Source organism: Nonomuraea sp. NPDC049129, assembly GCF_040648495.1.
Classification (GTDB): domain Bacteria; phylum Actinomycetota; class Actinomycetes; order Streptosporangiales; family Streptosporangiaceae; genus Nonomuraea.
The window spans coordinates 573,851-590,394 of record NZ_JBEZDU010000002.1; the positions used below are offsets into that span (position 1 = coordinate 573,851).

The 16,544-nt window shown below is 70.7% G+C and carries 17 protein-coding genes; 6 read left to right on the top strand and 11 right to left on the bottom strand.

The annotated features are described in order from the left end of the window. Positions 1-9 precede the first annotated feature (9 nt). Positions 10-1,122 (bottom strand): CU044_5270 family protein, encoded by a 1,113-nt coding sequence (locus tag AB0B64_RS07680; RefSeq protein WP_357941250.1) that lies wholly within the window; start codon positions 1,120-1,122, stop codon positions 10-12. Next, positions 1,115-1,660: an RNA polymerase sigma factor gene (locus AB0B64_RS07685; RefSeq protein ID WP_357941252.1), complete on the bottom strand. Its 546-nt coding sequence runs from the start codon at positions 1,658-1,660 to the stop codon at positions 1,115-1,117. The genes AB0B64_RS07680 and AB0B64_RS07685 overlap by 8 nt, the downstream gene beginning before the upstream one ends. 138 nt (positions 1,661-1,798) lie before the next feature. Here AB0B64_RS07685 and AB0B64_RS07690 point away from each other — a divergent pair, with 138 nt between their 5' ends. Next, entirely contained in the window at positions 1,799-2,473 is a 675-nt protein-coding gene (locus tag AB0B64_RS07690) for a histidine phosphatase family protein (RefSeq protein ID WP_357941254.1), read from the top strand. 33 nt (positions 2,474-2,506) lie between these two features. Here AB0B64_RS07690 and AB0B64_RS07695 read toward each other — a convergent pair whose 3' ends face one another. Continuing rightward, a complete protein-coding gene (locus AB0B64_RS07695) occupies positions 2,507-3,037 on the bottom strand; it encodes an AAA family ATPase (protein WP_357941256.1) in 531 nt (176 codons plus the stop codon). A 78-nt stretch (positions 3,038-3,115) separates the two neighbouring features. On the opposite strand from AB0B64_RS07695, the gene AB0B64_RS07700 reads away from it, so the two are divergent. Further along, positions 3,116-4,288, top strand: a complete 1,173-nt coding sequence (locus AB0B64_RS07700; protein ID WP_357941258.1) for a CoA transferase — start codon at positions 3,116-3,118, stop codon at positions 4,286-4,288. Between the two features lie 70 nt (positions 4,289-4,358). Further along, entirely contained in the window at positions 4,359-5,849 is a 1,491-nt protein-coding gene (locus AB0B64_RS07705) for a carboxyl transferase domain-containing protein (protein ID WP_357941260.1), read from the top strand. An 11-nt stretch (positions 5,850-5,860) separates the two neighbouring features. Here the strand turns inward: AB0B64_RS07705 and AB0B64_RS07710 are convergent, their stop codons facing one another. The 7 genes from AB0B64_RS07710 to AB0B64_RS07740 are packed head-to-tail and all read right to left on the bottom strand — an operon-like array spanning position 5,861 to position 12,638. Continuing rightward, positions 5,861-7,864, bottom strand: a complete 2,004-nt coding sequence (locus AB0B64_RS07710) for a hypothetical protein (protein WP_357941262.1) — start codon at positions 7,862-7,864, stop codon at positions 5,861-5,863. After that, entirely contained in the window at positions 7,861-8,340 is a 480-nt protein-coding gene (locus AB0B64_RS07715) for a SigE family RNA polymerase sigma factor (protein ID WP_357941264.1), read from the bottom strand. The genes AB0B64_RS07710 and AB0B64_RS07715 overlap by 4 nt, the downstream gene beginning before the upstream one ends. A gap of 51 nt (positions 8,341-8,391) precedes the next feature. Then, the gene (locus tag AB0B64_RS07720) at positions 8,392-8,787 is read right to left on the bottom strand and encodes a hypothetical protein (RefSeq protein ID WP_357941266.1); all 396 of its coding nucleotides are present in this window, start codon (positions 8,785-8,787) and stop codon (positions 8,392-8,394) included. Then, the gene (locus AB0B64_RS07725; RefSeq protein ID WP_357941268.1) at positions 8,784-9,230 is read right to left on the bottom strand and encodes a hypothetical protein; all 447 of its coding nucleotides are present in this window, start codon (positions 9,228-9,230) and stop codon (positions 8,784-8,786) included. The genes AB0B64_RS07720 and AB0B64_RS07725 overlap by 4 nt, the downstream gene beginning before the upstream one ends. Positions 9,231-9,239: 9 nt before the next feature. Beyond that, positions 9,240-10,031, bottom strand: coding sequence for a carbon-nitrogen hydrolase family protein (locus AB0B64_RS07730; RefSeq protein ID WP_358175491.1), 792 nt, complete (start codon positions 10,029-10,031; stop codon positions 9,240-9,242). Further along, positions 9,991-10,923, bottom strand: coding sequence for a DUF418 domain-containing protein (locus tag AB0B64_RS07735; protein WP_358175494.1), 933 nt, complete (start codon positions 10,921-10,923; stop codon positions 9,991-9,993). The genes AB0B64_RS07730 and AB0B64_RS07735 overlap by 41 nt, the downstream gene beginning before the upstream one ends. Beyond that, positions 10,920-12,638, bottom strand: coding sequence for an alpha/beta hydrolase (locus tag AB0B64_RS07740; protein ID WP_358175497.1), 1,719 nt, complete (start codon positions 12,636-12,638; stop codon positions 10,920-10,922). Before AB0B64_RS07740 ends, AB0B64_RS07735 begins: the two co-directional genes overlap by 4 nt. A gap of 25 nt (positions 12,639-12,663) precedes the next feature. On the opposite strand from AB0B64_RS07740, the gene AB0B64_RS07745 reads away from it, so the two are divergent. The 3 genes from AB0B64_RS07745 (at position 12,664) to AB0B64_RS07755 (ending at position 15,068) form a co-directional block, all read left to right on the top strand. Beyond that, positions 12,664-13,830, top strand: a complete 1,167-nt coding sequence (locus AB0B64_RS07745; RefSeq protein ID WP_357941276.1) for a pyridoxal phosphate-dependent aminotransferase — start codon at positions 12,664-12,666, stop codon at positions 13,828-13,830. A gap of 121 nt (positions 13,831-13,951) precedes the next feature. Beyond that, on the top strand, positions 13,952-14,503 hold the full coding sequence (locus AB0B64_RS07750) for a peroxiredoxin (protein WP_357941278.1): 552 nt from the start codon (positions 13,952-13,954) through the stop codon (positions 14,501-14,503). A 28-nt stretch (positions 14,504-14,531) separates the two neighbouring features. Next, a complete protein-coding gene (locus AB0B64_RS07755; protein ID WP_357941280.1) occupies positions 14,532-15,068 on the top strand; it encodes a carboxymuconolactone decarboxylase family protein in 537 nt (178 codons plus the stop codon). A 183-nt stretch (positions 15,069-15,251) separates the two neighbouring features. Here AB0B64_RS07755 and AB0B64_RS07760 read toward each other — a convergent pair whose 3' ends face one another. Further along, positions 15,252-16,367 (bottom strand): FUSC family protein, encoded by a 1,116-nt coding sequence (locus AB0B64_RS07760; protein WP_357941282.1) that lies wholly within the window; start codon positions 16,365-16,367, stop codon positions 15,252-15,254. Positions 16,368-16,544 lie beyond the last annotated feature (177 nt).

Below are 16,544 nucleotides of genomic sequence, written 5' to 3' on the forward strand. Positions count from 1 at the left end.
TCACACCCCCTATTTCCCCTTCGTGCATCCCTTCGGGGGAGAAGCCGGTGGGCCGGACCAGCCCGACTCGGGACCGCGAGCGTGGTAGCTCATGACCTCACCCTTTGTCGCCCCCAGAGCCGTGCGAGCCGCGTAGGTGATGGAGGAGAGTGTCTCCCCCGTCCCGGGGTTGAGGATCAGCCTGTGGTAGACCGGTAGCTCCTTACGTGGTTTGTCGGAGTACACGAGGGAGCCGCCCGCCTCGCCGGTGTCCACGGATATGCCCTTTCTGCCCAGGGGGTCCGTCACCGTGCCGACGACCTTGGTGGTCGGCAGACCGGCCAGGACGCGGATGATCGCGGCGCGCGTGGCGGGGCTGATCGGCATGTGGAGGAGGTTCGCGGTAGTAGGCAGGAACTTCTCGAAAGGCTCCGTGAAGCCGCGGCCCTTCCAGATCTCGTGGTAGGAGTGAAGCCGCTCCATGAGCTTGGTGGGATCGGCGGGGATGGCCGCGAGATCGGCCATGGTGAACTCGCTGATCGTCCGGTCAGGATACGTTCCCGTGGGATCAATCTTTGAGCTGTACCTGCAGTCCTGCGGCTGATCGGCGATCGGAACGGAAGGGCACGGCCCGCCGTACTCGCAGCGGCCCTTGACCCGGCCGGGAGCTCCCGCCGCCTGCCAGGCGCGCTCGTCCGCGGTCGTGGCCGGGCGGGCGCTTTCCCGCCGCCACACCTGCATGAGCGCCAGATCGGCGGGGTCGCGCGGCTGCCAGGTCTCCCGTCGCCCGCTCACCACGAGCGTGTAGCCGCCGGTGGACAGGTAGTTGCCGTCGATCTCCACCTCGCGCCAGTAGGTGTTGCTCTCCGCCGGGAGCTTCTCGATCCTGTCGGCCAGGTCGAACAGCTCCTGGTTGACCTTCGGCGGCTTGAGCACGGCAGGAGCGGAGGCCAGGTTCGTCACCAGCGCGAAGACCACGGCCACGATCGCGGCCGTGGCCAGTGGCGCCCACAGGACCCACGGGCGAGGCCGGGCCCGAGAGACCGGGGCGGCGGCCGAGCGGGCGCGGGCGCGCGCCACGACTTCGGGCGACGGCGGTCGAGCGTCGGGCAGGGCGCGAGCGAGCAGGTCCATCTCATCCATCGGAGTCCTCCTTCAGCGGGTTGACGGAGCCGAGTGCCCTGCGCAGTTGTTTGCGCGCCCGGTTCAGCCGGGACGCGACGGTTCCGAAAGGGATTCCCAGGGCGGCCGCCACCTCGGCATGGCTCAGCCCGCCCAGCGCGACCAGCAGGACCACGTCCCGGTCGCGCTGCTTCAGCCCGGCCAGCGCCCCCGCCAGCGGCCCGGTGTAGCGGGCGGCGTCCACCCGGTCGAGCACCTCGTCCTCGTGGCTCGCGACATCGCGCTCCGCCGCCTTGGCGATCGCCTTCCACCGCCGGATCTCGGTACGGCGATGCCGCGCGACGAGATTGGTCGCGATGCCGTACAGCCAGGGCCGTACAGCGCCGATCGACGGGTCGTATCCCCCATGCAGGGCGATCGCGAACACCTCCGCGGCCAGGTCGTCGGCCACGTCCTCGGACAGGCGGCGGGCGACGTAGCGGTGGATGTCGGCGAAGTAGTCGTCGAAGAGGTCTGGTGGAACCGGTAAGCGTTCCGCTCCGTAACGGGGATTGTGCACTATCACGCCAGTTGTTGCCCTTTCGCCGGGAATGGTTTCACGTTCGGGGGAGAGGGTGCGGCGGAGGTCAGGCCCACCTCCGCAGAGACAGATCTACTTTGTAAAGGCGCCCGGCGCATCTATGACACCATGCACTACATGGGACCGTCGCGGATCCTCGCCGTACGACATGGCGAAAGCGAGGCGAATGCCGCCTACCGGCGAGCGGGCGACACGCCACTCGTCTACGAGCGTGGCGATGACGAGGTGACCCTGACGGACCTGGGCCGGCGGCAGGCCGGGGCGCTCGGGCACTTGCTGGGGGCGCTGCCGGAGGAGGAGGCGCCCGAGTTCGTGTGGTGCTCGCCCTACCAGCGTGCGCTCGACACCTGGGCGAGCGCCTCAGAGGTGTGGCGGACCTTGCCGGTGACGACGGACGAGCGGCTCAGGGATCGGGAGCGGGGGATGCTCGCCCCGTACAACGAGGCGGAGATCGGGCGGCGCCATCCCGAGGAACTGGCCCGCCAGCGGGCGGCGGGGGACTACGACTATCGGCCGCCGGGCGGTGAGTCGGTGGGTGACGTGGCGGTCCGGGTGCGTGCGGCGGTCGGTGACCTGGGCGCGCGGGCCGCTGGGCGGCGGGTGCTGATCGTCGCGCACGACGCGGTGGTGCTGACCCTGCGGCATGTGATCGCCGAGACGCCGGACGCCGAGCTGGCCGCCATGGATGAGTTCGCGCCCGTGCTCAACGCGTCCGTCTCGACGTGGGAGGCGCTGGACGGCCGTCTGGAGCTGCTGTCCTTTAATGACGTCGACCACCTGCGGTCCTTATAGCGACCTCGACCACCTGTGGTCCTTATAGCGACCTCAACCGCTTTTGATGAGATCGGCCCGGCCCCGCGTGTCGTCGGCGTCGAACCAGGCCTGCTCCGTGGCGAACCACACGCGCCACCGCGGTTCCAGCTCCGGCCCGTCGCGCTCGATCACCCGGCGCAGCCGCACCTCTTCGGGGGCCTCCACCCAGATGGTGAACGCCAGCAGATGGGCCGCCGATCGGCGGGCCGTGCCCACGCCTTCGATGATCAGGACCGGTGCGGCAGGGACCGTGATCAGGTCCGTGTATTCGCCGCGTACCCAGTCATAACGGCGGAACGCGCCCGGGAGTCCGCGCTGGAGCGGGCGGAGCACCTGCGTGTCGAGGGCGTCGAACCAGCCGCCGGGGCCCTCGTCCCATGGGACCGGGAAGTCGTCGCTGTGCACCACCTGGCAGCCGAGTTCGGCGGCCAGTTCGCCGGCGAACGTGGTCTTGCCCGACCCGGCGGGGCCGTCGACGGCGACCAGCCGGACCGGCCCGCACGACGGATCGAGCGCCTGGATGCGGCGGGCGGGCGATTCCACGGCTCCCAGGGTAGGTGAAGGAGACACGAAGCCTGAAAGACTACTCTTTCGCCACGAACGCAATTCTGGAGGCTGACCTTGCCCGGACCCCTTGGTGACATCGTGGTGCTGGATCTGTCCAGGGCCTTGGCGGGCCCGCACGCCGCTCAGATGCTCGGCGACCTCGGCGCCCGGGTGATCAAGGTGGAGCATCCGGACGGAGGAGACGAGTCTCGAGGCTGGGGGCCGCCCTTCGTCGGGCCGGATCACGATATTTCCACCTATTTCCTGGCAGCGAACCGCAACAAGCAGTCCATCGCCATCGACCTGAAGTCCGCCGACGGCAAACAGCTCGTCGAGCGCCTGGTACGCCAGAGCGACGTGCTCATCGAGAACTTCCGTACCGGCGTGCTCGACCGCCTCGGCTTGTCCGTCGAGCGGCTGCACGAGCTCAACCCACGCCTGGTCATCCTGTCGATCACCGGCTTCGGCCACGACGGGCCCGAGGGCGGCCGGCCGGGCTACGACCAGATCGCCCAGGGCGAGGCCGGCCTGATGTCGCTGACGGGCCCCTCGCGCGACGAGCCGTACCGCGTGGGCGCGTCCATCGCCGACCTGCTCGCGGGCATCCACGGCGCGTACGGCGTGACCGGAGCCCTGTACGAGCGCGAGCGGACCGGCAGGGGCCGGGTGGTGCGTACGTCGCTGCTGGCCGCCGTCACCGGTGTGCACTCCTACCACGGCACGGCGTGGACCGTGGGCGGCCAGGTGCCCGGCGCGAACGGCAACCACCACGCCTCGATCGCCCCCTACGGCGCCTTCCATTGCGCCGACGGGATGCTGCAGATCGCGGCGGCCAACGACGGCCAGTGGAAGAAGGTGGCCGCTCTACTGGGCATAGACCCAGATGTGGCTAAATATGCGACGAACAGGGAGCGATTCGCGCACCGGGATGAGCTGATCGCCGACATGGAGAAGGCTCTGGCCGCGCACGACCGCGGCCACTGGCTGGCCAGGCTCGGCGAGGCGGGAGTGCCCGCGGGCGCGATCCGCTCGATCGACGAGGTCTACACCTGGGACCAGACCCGCTCGCAGGGCCTGGTGATCGAGGTGGACCATCCCGTACTCGGCCGCATCGAACTGCCGGGCCCCCCGCTGCGCTTCGAAGACGGCCACGAAGAGAGTGCCACCGAGGTGACGCACACCGCGCCGCCCGCCCTGGGCCAGGACGGCGACGCCGTGCTCAGCTGGCTGGAAGAGCGCGAGGGGTGATGCGAATCCGATGGCACCGGCGGGCGCTCTGGTGCGTCAACATTCCAACATCGCCGGTTAGTAGGGAGCCATGGTGAGCCGTCCGGACGCGCGCACACTGATCGAAACGGTCCTCGACGCGGGATCGTGGAAGTCGTGGGACGCGCCGCCCGCCGATCCGGTGGCGCCGGGCTCCTCCTACGCCGACGAGCTGGCCGCGGCCCGCGCCAAGTCCGGCTACGACGAGTCCGTCGTCACCGGCGAGGGCCTGCTCGACGGGCGGCGGGTGGCCGTGGTGGTCTCCGAGTTCTCGTTCATGGCGGGGTCGATCGGGGTGGCGGCGGCCGAGCGGGTCGTCGCCGCGGCAGAGCGGGCCACCCGTGAGCGGCTGCCGCTGCTGGCCGCGCCCGCCTCGGGCGGCACCCGGATGCAGGAGGGCGCGCTCGCGTTCGTGCAGATGGTGAAGATCACCGCCGCGGTGCAGGCGCATCGCGGGGCGGGGCTGCCCTTCGTGGTGTATTTGCGGCATCCGACGACCGGTGGGGTGTTCGCGTCCTGGGGCTCGCTCGGGCATGTCACAGCCGCGGAGCCGGGGGCGCTGATCGGGTTCCTGGGGCCGCGGGTGTTCGAGTCGTTGCACGGTTATCCGTTCCCCGAAGGCGTACAGGTGGCGGAGAACCTGCACGAGCACGGGCTGGTCGACGCCGTGGTGTCGGCCGACGACGCGCGGGAGGTGGCGATCAGGGCGCTGTCAGTGCTGTGCGCCGAACGTACCGGGCTGGTCGCCGGCGAGCCGCCCGAGGAGGACCTGCGGCCGGTGGAGGCGTGGGAGGCGATTACCCGCTCGCGCCGCGACGACCGTCCCGGCGCGCGCACGCTGCTCAAGCTGGCCGCCACCGACGTGACCCCGCTCACCGGCAACGGCGCGGGCGAGAACGAGCCGGGCCTGCTGCTGGCGCTGGCGCGGTTCGGCAGCGCGCCGGCCGTCGTGCTCGGCCAGGACCGGCGCCGGGCGCGGCCCAGCTCGCCGCTCGGCCCCGGCGGGCTGCGGATGGCCAGGCGCGGTATGCGGTTGGCCGCCGAGCTGGGGCTGCCCCTGGTCACCGTGATCGACACGGCGGGCGCGGCGCTGTCGAAGGCGGCCGAGGAGGGCGGGCTGGCCGCGGAGATCGCCCGCTGCCTGGCCGACCTGGTCATGCTCGACGCGCCGACGGTGTGCCTGCTGCTCGGTGAGGGCGCGGGCGGCGCGGCGCTGGCCCTGCTGCCCGCCGACCGGGTGCTGTGCGCGCAGCACGCGTGGCTGTCGCCGCTGCCGCCGGAGGGCGCCTCGGCGATCCTCTACCGAAGTGTGGACTTCGCGCCGGAGATCGCCCAGCAGCAGCGGGTGCGGGCCACCGACCTGCGGCGTGACGGGATCGTCGACCGGGTGATCCCGGAGGTGCCCGACGCCGCGTACGAGCCGCGCGCGTTCTGCGAGCGGGTGGGACGGGCGCTGGAGTACGAGATCGCCGGGCTGCTGGCGCGCAGCCCGGCGGACCGTCGAGCGGCCCGCCAGGCCCGCTACCGCAACCTGGGCGGCTAGCCTGGGGCCCGTTACCGCGAGGGCTCCTTGGGCTCGTACGTCCAGAGCACGCCTCCGTCGGCGCCGTAGCCGGTGAACCGCATGCCCGGCCAGGACAGCCCCTGGTTGCCGACCGCCTTGGGCACCGGCCCGGCGAACAGCAGCACGCCCTGGTCCCAGGGGTCGGGCACCGTGCTCGCGGTCAGGCGCCCGCCGCCCTTGAGCGTGACGTCGACCTTGGCCGTGCCGGGCACGGTGAAGCCGTACCACTCCTGCCGGCCTCCCGACCACTGCAGCGGGAGCTCCGGCGCGGCGATCATGTCGCTCAGCTTCCCGCCCGGGACGGCCTGGAAGGAGCCCGGCTGTTCCTTGCCGTCCTTCGTCCACTTGACGCACGTGTCGGCGTACAGGTGGGCGGTGAGCCCGCCGGGGAAGACATGGCCGGCGTCGAGGGGCTTCTTGTCTTCCCAGCACCAGCCGCGCCGCGTCAGGTCGACCTGTTCGATTTGCTTGCCGCGCACCTTGTACGCGAAGGCGCGCACTTTCGCGTCGCTCGGGTATCTGACCCACCACACGGGCGCGGGCAGGTCCTTGCCGCGCGTCAGGGTGGCGGGCAGGCGGCGTCCGTCCTCCAGCACCGCGTCGATCGACAGCCAGTCGTCCTCGGCCGCGCCGAAGGCGAGGACGCTTCCCGGCAGCGGCAGGTAGGTCTCCACCCGGCCGCTGGAGAAGCTGTCGGACGGCGGTTCGGGCCGCACCCGGGCGCAACCGATCTGCTCCCCGCCGTCGGCGCCGGTGCCGCCGGTGCCGCACAGCTGCAGGTCGTCCTGGTAGGGGTACTTGCCGAAGGAGAGCCGTACCGGTCCGTTGCTGAAGTCGTCGGTGCCGGGGACGGTGATGGGCTCGCCGGTCTGTTTGAAGTTCGACTTCGGAGACGCGGTGCTGCGTGGTCTGTCTTCACGCCAGAGCTGCTTGCCCGCGGCGTCGTAGCCCGCCCACCAGCCGCCGAGGGACCAGTCGACCGGTGGCAGGTGCGCGAGGGTGAACAGGTTGCGGTCGAGGTTCCACGGATCGGGGATGCCCTGCATGGTGATCGGGGCGTCGGAGCCGAGCACTATCTGGATCTTGACGGTGTCCCTCTTCGTGGCGGTGTAGATGAGCCCGTCCTCGGAATGGATCATGGGTGCCTTGGCCGTCATCGGATCCTTCAGGTCGAGGTTGACCCAGCCGAGCTCCTTGGCCCCGCGGAACCAGAACACACTGCGGCCCTGGACCTTGTCGTCGTAGGGGCGCACCATGACCTCACCGGGCAGCCGCATGGGCTGGCCGATCGGTGTGTGCCTGCTGCTCTCGCCGGCGAGGCGCCTGGGCGAGGTGTCCGAGCCTCGCCTGCCACGCGCGTCGGTGAACTCCACCGTGGACACCTTGTCCCCGGCCGACAGCGCCAGGGTCCAGATGACCATCGGGGCGCCCTCGGACCGGTGCACGGTCGCGTCGACGCGCCGGCCGTCCGCCAGCACGGCCGTGACCTTCGCCACGTCGTTGTCGGCGATGCCGTAGTCCACGTAGGCGGACGGGGTGTCGGCGCGGGTGGAGCCCTCGTACATGCCGCTACGTTCCATGATCCTGGCCATGAGCAGGTCGTGGCACGAGCCGTACGGATCGCCGTCCGCCGGGACGGCGACGAAGCACACTTCGGGGGAGCCGAGCCGACCCCGGGCGAACCACAGGCGCAGCGGCTTGCCCCGCGCTGGGTCGTTCACCACGACCTGTTCTCCGGCCGCCGTCTTGCCCTGCATGAGCTGCTTGTAGACCTCGTCGGGGTCGCTCGCGCTGTTCCGGCCCAGACCCCCGTTGAGCAGGATGGGGACGAAGATGGCCAGCAGCGCGATGGGCAGGGCGGCGAGCAGCCACCGCCCGCGCGGCACCGGCGGGGGAGTGCGGCGCTGGACCTTGAGCCAGGCGTTCGGATCGGCCTCGTAGGTCTGGGCGCGGGCTTCGAGTGCCGCCCGCAGGCGTGCTTCGAGGTCGCTCACTGGTCCTCCTCCTTCAGCGCCTTGCCCAGCGCGGCCAGGGCCCTGCTGGCGTGGGTCTTGACCGAACCCGTCGAGACGCCCATGACGTCGGCGATCTCGCGTTCGGACAGGTCGAGCCAGTAGCGCAGGACGAGCGCCTCGCGCTGCCTGCGCGGGAGGCGGTCGAGCGCCGCGAGCAGTTCGCGGTGCTCCTCGGCGACGATCACCGCGTGCTCGCTGCTGCGTTCATGCTCGGGAGGATCGGGGCGGCGCAGCCGGACCAGCCTGAGGTGGCGCAGGCGGTTGCGGGTGAGGTTGCAGACAATCGTGCGCAGGTACGACACGGCCGCCCCGTCGTCGCGCAGCCGTCTGATGTGCAGCCGGGAGAACGCCTCCTGGGCGATGTCCTCCGGGTCGTCGGCGCCGAGCAGGCCCGCCAGCCGTACCAGGGGGTGGTAGTGGGCGGCGAACAGCTCGGCGAATGACGGCTGCGCCATGGTGGAGGAGTCGATCACAGTACAGAGACACCCAAGACGGGCGTCGGTTGACTAGGGGACGGGAATCCGTTCGACGCGGATCGAGAAGACCTCCTCACGGGGCACCACGACCTCGTAGGCGCCGTGGTCGACCATCCAGTAGCCGAGCGCCTCCGCCTTCATGCCGCTGTGGCCGGTGTAGGCGATGTGCAGGCCGTCGTCGTCCTCGTCGAGCACGATGCACGGCTCGCCGCCGAACGCACCGACCGTGCGGATCAGCACCAGCCAGTCGAGCTCGGCGCGGCCGACCGTACGCCGCCAGTAGCCGGAGCCGGGCTCGAACCCGTCGAGCTCCTCCTCGCTGAACAGCACCACCTGGTCGCTGTCGGGGCCGAGCGCGGCGGGCAGCGTGCGCTCGGCGAACCGCGCGACGAAGCCGGCGGCCACGGGGGTGATCTCGTCACTCATGCGGCGGGCCGCCAGGTGAGCCCGTCGTAGGTGGCGAACGGCCGCTCCTGTTCGGGGGTGATGTGCACGATCTCCGCCCCCGCGGGGATGGGGATCGGCGTGGTGTGGAACTGCGGGACCACGTGCTCGCGCGAGGTGGTGAACCCGTTTCCGGCGAACGGTGGCGCGTCGCTCCAGTCACCGCCCATATGCGGTCCGTACGGAACGGCGTAGGTGTCGGCGTCACGGGCGTACCAGCGCATGACATAGAGCTCGGGCACGTCGGCCGTCAGCTCCGATCCCTCGAACGAAAGGTCGAGTCCGTAGTAGAGCTGTCTGGGGGTCGTCAGCCGGACGCAGTCCTGAAGCCGGTAGACGTAGCCGGAGATGACCGTGCGTTTACCCGATAGGTATGGCACGAGCAGACGCGGCGGGACGACCTTCTGCATCTGCGTTCTGCTCACTGTTCTACTTTACGATCGCTTGACACCTAGTACGCGATGTTCGAGGCACGGCAGGGCGGTCCTGGCCGCTGCGGTCACTTCTGGATCCACCTCCACGAGCTGAATGCCCGGATTGGTGCCCAGATCGGCGCGGACTACACCGAGCGGGTCGACCAGCATGCTGCGGCCCACCCCGAAACCGTCGGTCGACTCGGCCGGATTGGGTGCCTGGCCGACGGCGGCGGTCCATGTCGTGTTCTCCAGCGCCCGCGCCCGGACCAGCGTGGTCCAGTGGTCCTCCTTGAGCGGGCCCGATCCCCACGCGGCGATGACCGCGAACAGCTCGGCGCCCTGGTCGACCAGCGCTCTGGCCAGCTCGGGGAAGCGGACGTCGTAGCAGGTGATCAGCCCGACACGGAGCCCCGCGAGCTCCACCACCGTGGGCTCGGCGCCGGGGGCGACCAGCTCGGATTCCTTCGCGCCGAAGGAGTCGAACAGGTGGATCTTCCGGTAGGCGGCCTTGACGGAGCCGTGCGCGTCGATGGCCACGGCGGTGTTGTGCACCCGGCCGGAGCCCGGCTCGAACACACCGGCGATCACCGCGAGGCCGTGCTCGCGGGCCGCCTGCGCCACGCCGGACACGAACGGCCCGTCGAGCGGTTCGGCCAGGTCGGTGATGCGGCTGCCGTAGCGGGTCAGCGTCGCCTCGGGGAAGATCGCCAGGTCGGCGTCTTCGGCCTTGGCGAGCGCTTCGCGGACCCTCTTGAGGTTGGCAGACGGGTCAGGAGACACCGGGATCTGGCAGAGGGCGATTCTGGTCACGGCCCGACTCTAACCGGTTGGGCACCCGTCGAAACCAGGTCAGGCATCGCCAGATCCACTCGAGCGGGCCGTACCTGAATCTCGTCAGCCACCAGGCGCTGAACGGAATCTGTACGGCCAGCGTCGCCACGGTGATCACGAGCACCCACCAGCGTGTGGGATCGGTCTTGAGCAGGTGGCTCGTCAGGGCGATCACCAGCGTGCCGGAGATGTAGTTGGTCAGCGCCATCCGCCCGAGCGGCTCCAGCGCCGCCGACAGCGGTGCCGACCACCGGGTCCGCAGGACCAGCAGCAGGCCGGTGGAGTAGGCGGCGGCCCCGGCGAGCGCGGCCGTGCTGTAGACGGTCCAGTTGTGGTTGGTGGTCCAGGCGGCGGTGAGCAGGGCGGAGGCCAGCGCGCTGACCGCGAAGACCGGCAGCAGCAGCCGCCCGGACGGGCGCGACTCCATCAGCGCCATGCCGAGCAGGAACAGCGCCGGAATGAGATATGGCCCGGCCCCGACCGACACCGTCCACACGACCGCGGCCACCCCGAGGATCACCATGGGCAGGCCGCCGGCCAGGAACGAGGCGGGCAGCAGCACCAGCGCCCCGAACGCCGCGTAGGCCGTCAGCACCTCGCCGCTGTAGAACGTCCGCTGGAGCAGCCCGAAGCACAGCAGCCAGAACAGCCGGCGCAGCAGCACCCACCGCCCGGCCCGCTCCAGGACCAGGACGAAGCTGATGCCGAACAGCAGCGAGAAGATCGGGTAGAACCGGCTCTGGAACAGCGCGTCGATGGTCCAGTCGATGCCGTTCTTGGGCTCGTGCACGGCGTGCTGCCAGGTGTTGACCAGCATGATGCCGCCCACCGCGAAGCCGCGGAGCGCGTCGAGCTCTCGGATACGCCTCACAGGATCCAGGCGAACCACCATACGAGGAATCCGGCCGCCGTGACCGCGGCCACCGCCTGCGGCCATCCCCGCCGCAGCGCGAGCGCGCCGAGCGTCAGTACGGCCGAGCCGACCGCCACCCAGGTGTACGGCCAGGCCGAGGCGGGCAGGCCGACGGCCAGCGCGGTCTCGTTCTCCTTGAGCATGCCCCACACCGCCGAGCCGAGCAGCCCCGTGAACGCCGTCCCCGCCAGCCCGGCGAAGGCGGCCAGCGCCCGGCCCTTCAGCGCGCCCGCGACCAGCTGGATCAGCGACACCAGCGCGAACAGCGCCAACGGGGCGGCCAGCCAGGGCGACAGCGAGATCTGGTAGGGGGCGCCGGTCACGTGTACGTCGCCGGGGTTCAGCCGGGGGTAGACGGTCGCCTTCTCGGGCGAGCAGGGTGCGGCCGCCCCGCCTGACGGGGTGTCCACGAAGGCCAGGATGTGGCGGCGGGCGCAGGCGTTGGCCAGGAACACCGCGTGGCCCGTGCCCGCGAACTCCACGAAGCGGGCGTTGGGCAGGCTCTTGGCGGCGGGCTCGCTGGTCCTGGTCGGCGTCGTGGGGTCGTACTGGCCGCCCACCACGAGCACCGGGGCCTTCGTGGTGGCGTTGACGGGTGCCGACTTGGGAAGCTTCCAAGCATCACACACCGCTTTGTCACTATTTACGGTGAAAAGTCGGGATTTTGTGGCGAATGTGTTGAACGGGACCTCGTCCTGGCACTGCACCGCGTTGTACAGCCCGAACTCGTGGGAGACCAGCCCGTCGCCCACCGCGTCGGCGAGCGGGCGCAGCAGCTCGTCATGGCCCTTGCTCAGCGCGTCGATCATCGCCGGCGCCACGGCGAGCACGTCGGCCTCGTGCAGCGCCTCCGCCATGATCGTCGAGACGTCGTCGCCGGTCAGCCGGGCGGTGAAACCCGTGCCGAGCAGCGGATCCGTGGTCGGCACCCGGGCAGGGCGGGCGTTCAACCGCTTCACCATCGCCTCGAACGGCTCGCGCAGACCCAGCTTGGCCACGGTGTCGGTTAAGTTGCGGTCGGCGTCGTCGTACCAGCCGACCTTCTCCGGCAGGTACGAGTCGAGCACCACCGAGCGCACACCCGCCGGGTCGGCGGCGGCCACGTCCATCATGACCCGGGTCGAGTAGCTGACCCCGAACGGGTTCCAGGTGGGGTAGCCGAGCGCCTTGCGCAGCGCGACGACGTCCGCGGCGATCTCCTTGGTGTTGTAGCCGCGCAGGTCCACGCCCTGCTGCGTGAGCCGCTCCCGGCACTTCAGCGCGGCGGCGCCGACGTCGGCCGACGGCTCGCGCAGCCGGTCCAGCATCGCCTCGGCCGTCTCCGGGCAGCCCAGGGTCGGCTGGGAGTATTTGCTGCCGCGCTGCTCGACGGCCACCACGTCACGGTCGGGGAACATCTGGCTCAAGAACCCCGTGAGCTGCATCGACGCCGAGGCCGGGCCGCCGCTCATGTAGACGACCGGGTCGGGCTTGCGGTCCTTGGCCGTCGAGGCGTGCACGGCGTAGCCGACCTTGATGGTCTTGCCCGGCGTGTCCCTTCGCTCGGGGACGACCAGGAAACCGCAGGTCGTATTGTCGGGCATGGCGACGGGACACGCGCTCTTCTCGACACCGCCCGGACCCATGACGGGCGGCGCGGAGAGGGCGAGTGCGAGGAGGACCCGAATGATCACGGGAAGAGACTAATAGTGTGGGGCCGTGACGGAACCACTTGTATCTCGGATGCGGGCCTTCGGTACGACGATTTTCGCGGAGATGAGCGCGCTGGCCGTACAGACCAGCTCGATCAACCTGGGCCAGGGTTTCCCCGACACCGACGGGCCCGCGGCGATGCTCGACCGGGCGGTGCAGGCCATCGTGTCCGGCGCCAACCAGTACCCACCCGGCCCCGGCGTCCCTGAGCTGCGGCAGGCCGTCTCCGAGCATCGGGCCGACCACTACGGCCTCGACTACGCGGCCGACGGCGAGATCCTGGTGACCGTGGGGGCCACCGAGGCGATCGCGGCCAGCGTGCTGGCGCTGTGCGAGGCGGGCGACGAGGTGATCGCCTTCGAGCCCTACTACGACTCCTACGCCGCCTCCATCGCGCTGGCCGGGGCCCGGCTGGTCGCGGTGACCATGCGGCCGGTGGAGGGACGATTCACCTTCGACCCGGACGAACTACGCGCCGCCGTCACGCCGCGTACCCGGGCGATCCTTGTCAACTCCCCGCACAACCCGACCGGGACCGTGTTCACCCGCGCCGAGCTGACCGTCATCGCCGAGCTCTGCCAGGAGGCCGGGCTGACCGCGATCACCGACGAGGTGTACGAGCACCTGACGTTCGACGGCGTCGAGCACATCCCGCTGGCGACGCTTCCCGGCATGCGCGAACGCACGGTGATGATCTCCTCGGCGGGCAAGACGTTCTCCGTCACCGGGTGGAAGACGGGCTGGATCTGCGCCCCCGCCTCGCTGATCACGGCGGTGCAGACGGTCAAGCAGTTCCTCACCTTCACCGCGAGCGCGCCGTGGCAGCTCGCGGTCGCCTACGGCCTGCGCAACGAGCTGGAGTGGGTCTCGGCGCTGTGCGACGGGCTGGGACACAAGCGGGACCGGCTGATGGACGGGCTGGCGGCGGCCGGGTTCGAGGTGCTCAGGCCGTCGGGAACGTACTTCGTGCAGACCGACATCCGGCCCCTGGGCTTCGAGGACGGGCTGGAACTGACGCGGCGGCTGCCGGAGCTGGTGGGGGTGGTGGCCATCCCGACGCAGGTCTTCTACGACCACCCGGACCGGGGCAGGCACTTCGTCCGGTTCGCGTTCTGCAAGAAGGACGAGGTCATCGACGAGGCGGTCACCCGGCTCAAGCGCCTGTCGGCCTGACGACCTCCCGGAAGTGTAGTTGTTCGGCTACGGCGAGGAATGAGCGCAGGTGAGCTAGGGTAGGAGTCGCCCCCAAACAGGGATCGCCTCTGGGCCCCGACCCCCCGAAGGAGACGGAATCGTGCTCACCGTCGGTGACCGCTTTCCCGAATACGCGCTCAAGGCGTGCGTCGGCCTCGACCCCGAGCGGGCGTTCGCGGAGATCGACCACAAGACCTACGAGGGCAAGTGGCGCGTCGTGTTCTTCTGGCCGAAGGACTTCACCTTCGTCTGCCCGACCGAGATCGCCGAGTTCGGCCGGCTCAACGGCGAGTTCGCCGACCGCGACACGCGGGTGCTCGGCGTCTCCGTCGACTCCGAGTACGTCCACCACGCCTGGCGCAAGCACCACGACGACCTGCGCGACCTGCCGTTCCCGATGCTGAGCGACGTCAAGCGCGAGCTGAGCGGCGCGTGCGGGGTGCTCGGCGAGGACGGCACGGCCCAGCGGGCCACGTTCATCGTCGACCCGCACAACGAGATCCAGTTCACGATGGTGACCGCCGGATCCGTGGGCCGCAACGTCAAGGAGGTCCTGCGGGTCCTCGACGCCCTGCAGTCCGACGAGCTGTGCCCCTGCAACTGGACCAAGGGCGAGGCCGGTCTCGACGCGCGGATGCTGCTGGCCCAGTGAGCGAGCTGACCTACGGACACGGTGGCGCATGAGCATCGAGGAGCTGAAGGCGGCGCTGCCCGGCTACGCCAAGGACATCAGGCTCAACCTGGGCTCGGTCACGACCACCTCGCCGCTGACCGACCAGCAGCTGTGGGGCACGGTGCTGGCGAGCGCGCTGGCCACCAGGTCCGGGCGGGTCATCGCCGCGGTCTGCGAGGAGGCCGCCGGCAAGCTGTCGGCGGAGGCGTTCACCGCCGCCAAGGCCGCCGCCTCGATCATGGCGATGAACAACGTCTACTACCGGGCCACCCACCTCATCGGCGACGAGACGTACGCGACGCTGCCCGCCCGGCTCAGGATGACCGTGATGGGCGATCCGGGCGTGGACCGGGGCGACTTCGAGCTGTGGTGCCTGGCGGTCTCCGCGATCAACGGCTGCGGCCGGTGCCTGGAGTCGCACGAGCGGGTGCTGCGCGGCTCCGGCCTGCCACGCGAGCACATCCAGGAGGCGCTGCGCGTGGCCGCCGTGATCAACGCCACCGCCGCCACCCTCGAAGCCGAAGCGGCCCTGATCACGATCTGACGGCCGCCGCTCTGACGGTCGCCGGTCGGTTGGCCGCCGGTCGGTTGGTGGCCGGTCGGGCGGTGGCCGGGTCGCGCGGTCAGGGTCGTGCGGTCGCGCGGTCGCGCGGTGGCCGGTCGGGCGGTCGCCGTCCGCGCTTCCGTGGCGGAGGTGGGCTCTCCGGGTGTCCACCTCCGCCACGGTTCAGCCCTTGGCGCTGTTGGTGTCGTTCGCGTCCTCGACCTGCGGCGCGTCCAGTGGGGTCAGCGTCGCCGTCGCCTCCTCGTGGTCCATCCCGGTGGCCTGGAGCAGGTCCACGGCGATGGAGCGCAGTTGCGCGATGATGACGTGCGCCGAGAAGCCCAGCCGTTCGGGACGCTCCCGCGCCGCGACGGCGAGCAGCGCCTGCCGGGCCAGCATGGGCTCGCGGCCGGCCGCCAGTTCGAGCTGGAGCAGCAGCGCCGCCTCCGACACCTCGCGCATCGCCTCGGCCAGCGAGGTCGGCGGCGGGCTCGTCTCGCCCAGTGCCGCCAGCGTCCGGCGGGCCAGCACCCTGGCGTTGCGCAGGGCCAGGTCCACCGGCACGGCCACGGTCTCGTACCTGGCCAGGCGGCCACGGCGGTGCCAGTGCAGCGGCGAGATCAGCGTGATCTCCTTGCTGGTCTCCACCGCCTGCTCGAACTCCGCGACCGCCGCCTGGGTGTTGCGCGCCTCCTCCAGCGCCTCGGCGGCCAGGTCCACGTCGCGTTTCTCGATCGCCTCCGCGGCCCGTTCGAGCACCGTGGACAGCGCGTCGAGCACGCCCGACAGGTGCTTGGCGGCGATCGTGAAGGGGCTGGCCGGAAGCAGCGCCGCCGTGGCGATGCCGATGACGCCGCCGGTGAGCGCGTCGGCCATCCGATCCCAGCCCCCGGCGCCGTCCGCGGGCACCAGGGCGGCGACGAGTACCGCGGACGACCCGGCCTGCGCCACGAAGAGCGCCCCGCTGTTCAGCAGCACCGCGGCGGTCATCGCCAGCGCGACCACCAGCATGATCTGCCAGGCGCCCGAGCCGATCCAGGACACCAGCAGGTCGCCGACGCCGACGCCGAGGCTGACCCCGACCACGAGCTCGGCCACCCGGCGCAACCGCTGCCCGAGGCCCACGCCGACGCAGATCAGCACGGAGATCGGCGCGAAGAACGGGCGAGGGTGGTCGAGCAACTGGATGGCGACGGTCCAGGCGAGCGCCGCGCCGACCGCGCACTGCGCGATGGAGGGCGCCATCAGGCCGAACCCGCTCAGCCGTTCCCGTACATGATCGCTGAGCCTCGTTCGCACCCCTCTACCTTGGCGGATCTTTGTGACATTAAGGTCACATTGCCCGTATTCGGGCGTGTCGGCAGGTTCGCCGACCGGCCGTTCTTCCGCTCCCCCGAAGGCCGGACACCCGTTCTTCCGCTCCCCCGAAGGGGGATCCCTCCAGAAGGACCTCAGCCGGTACGGGCCGTCTGCTTC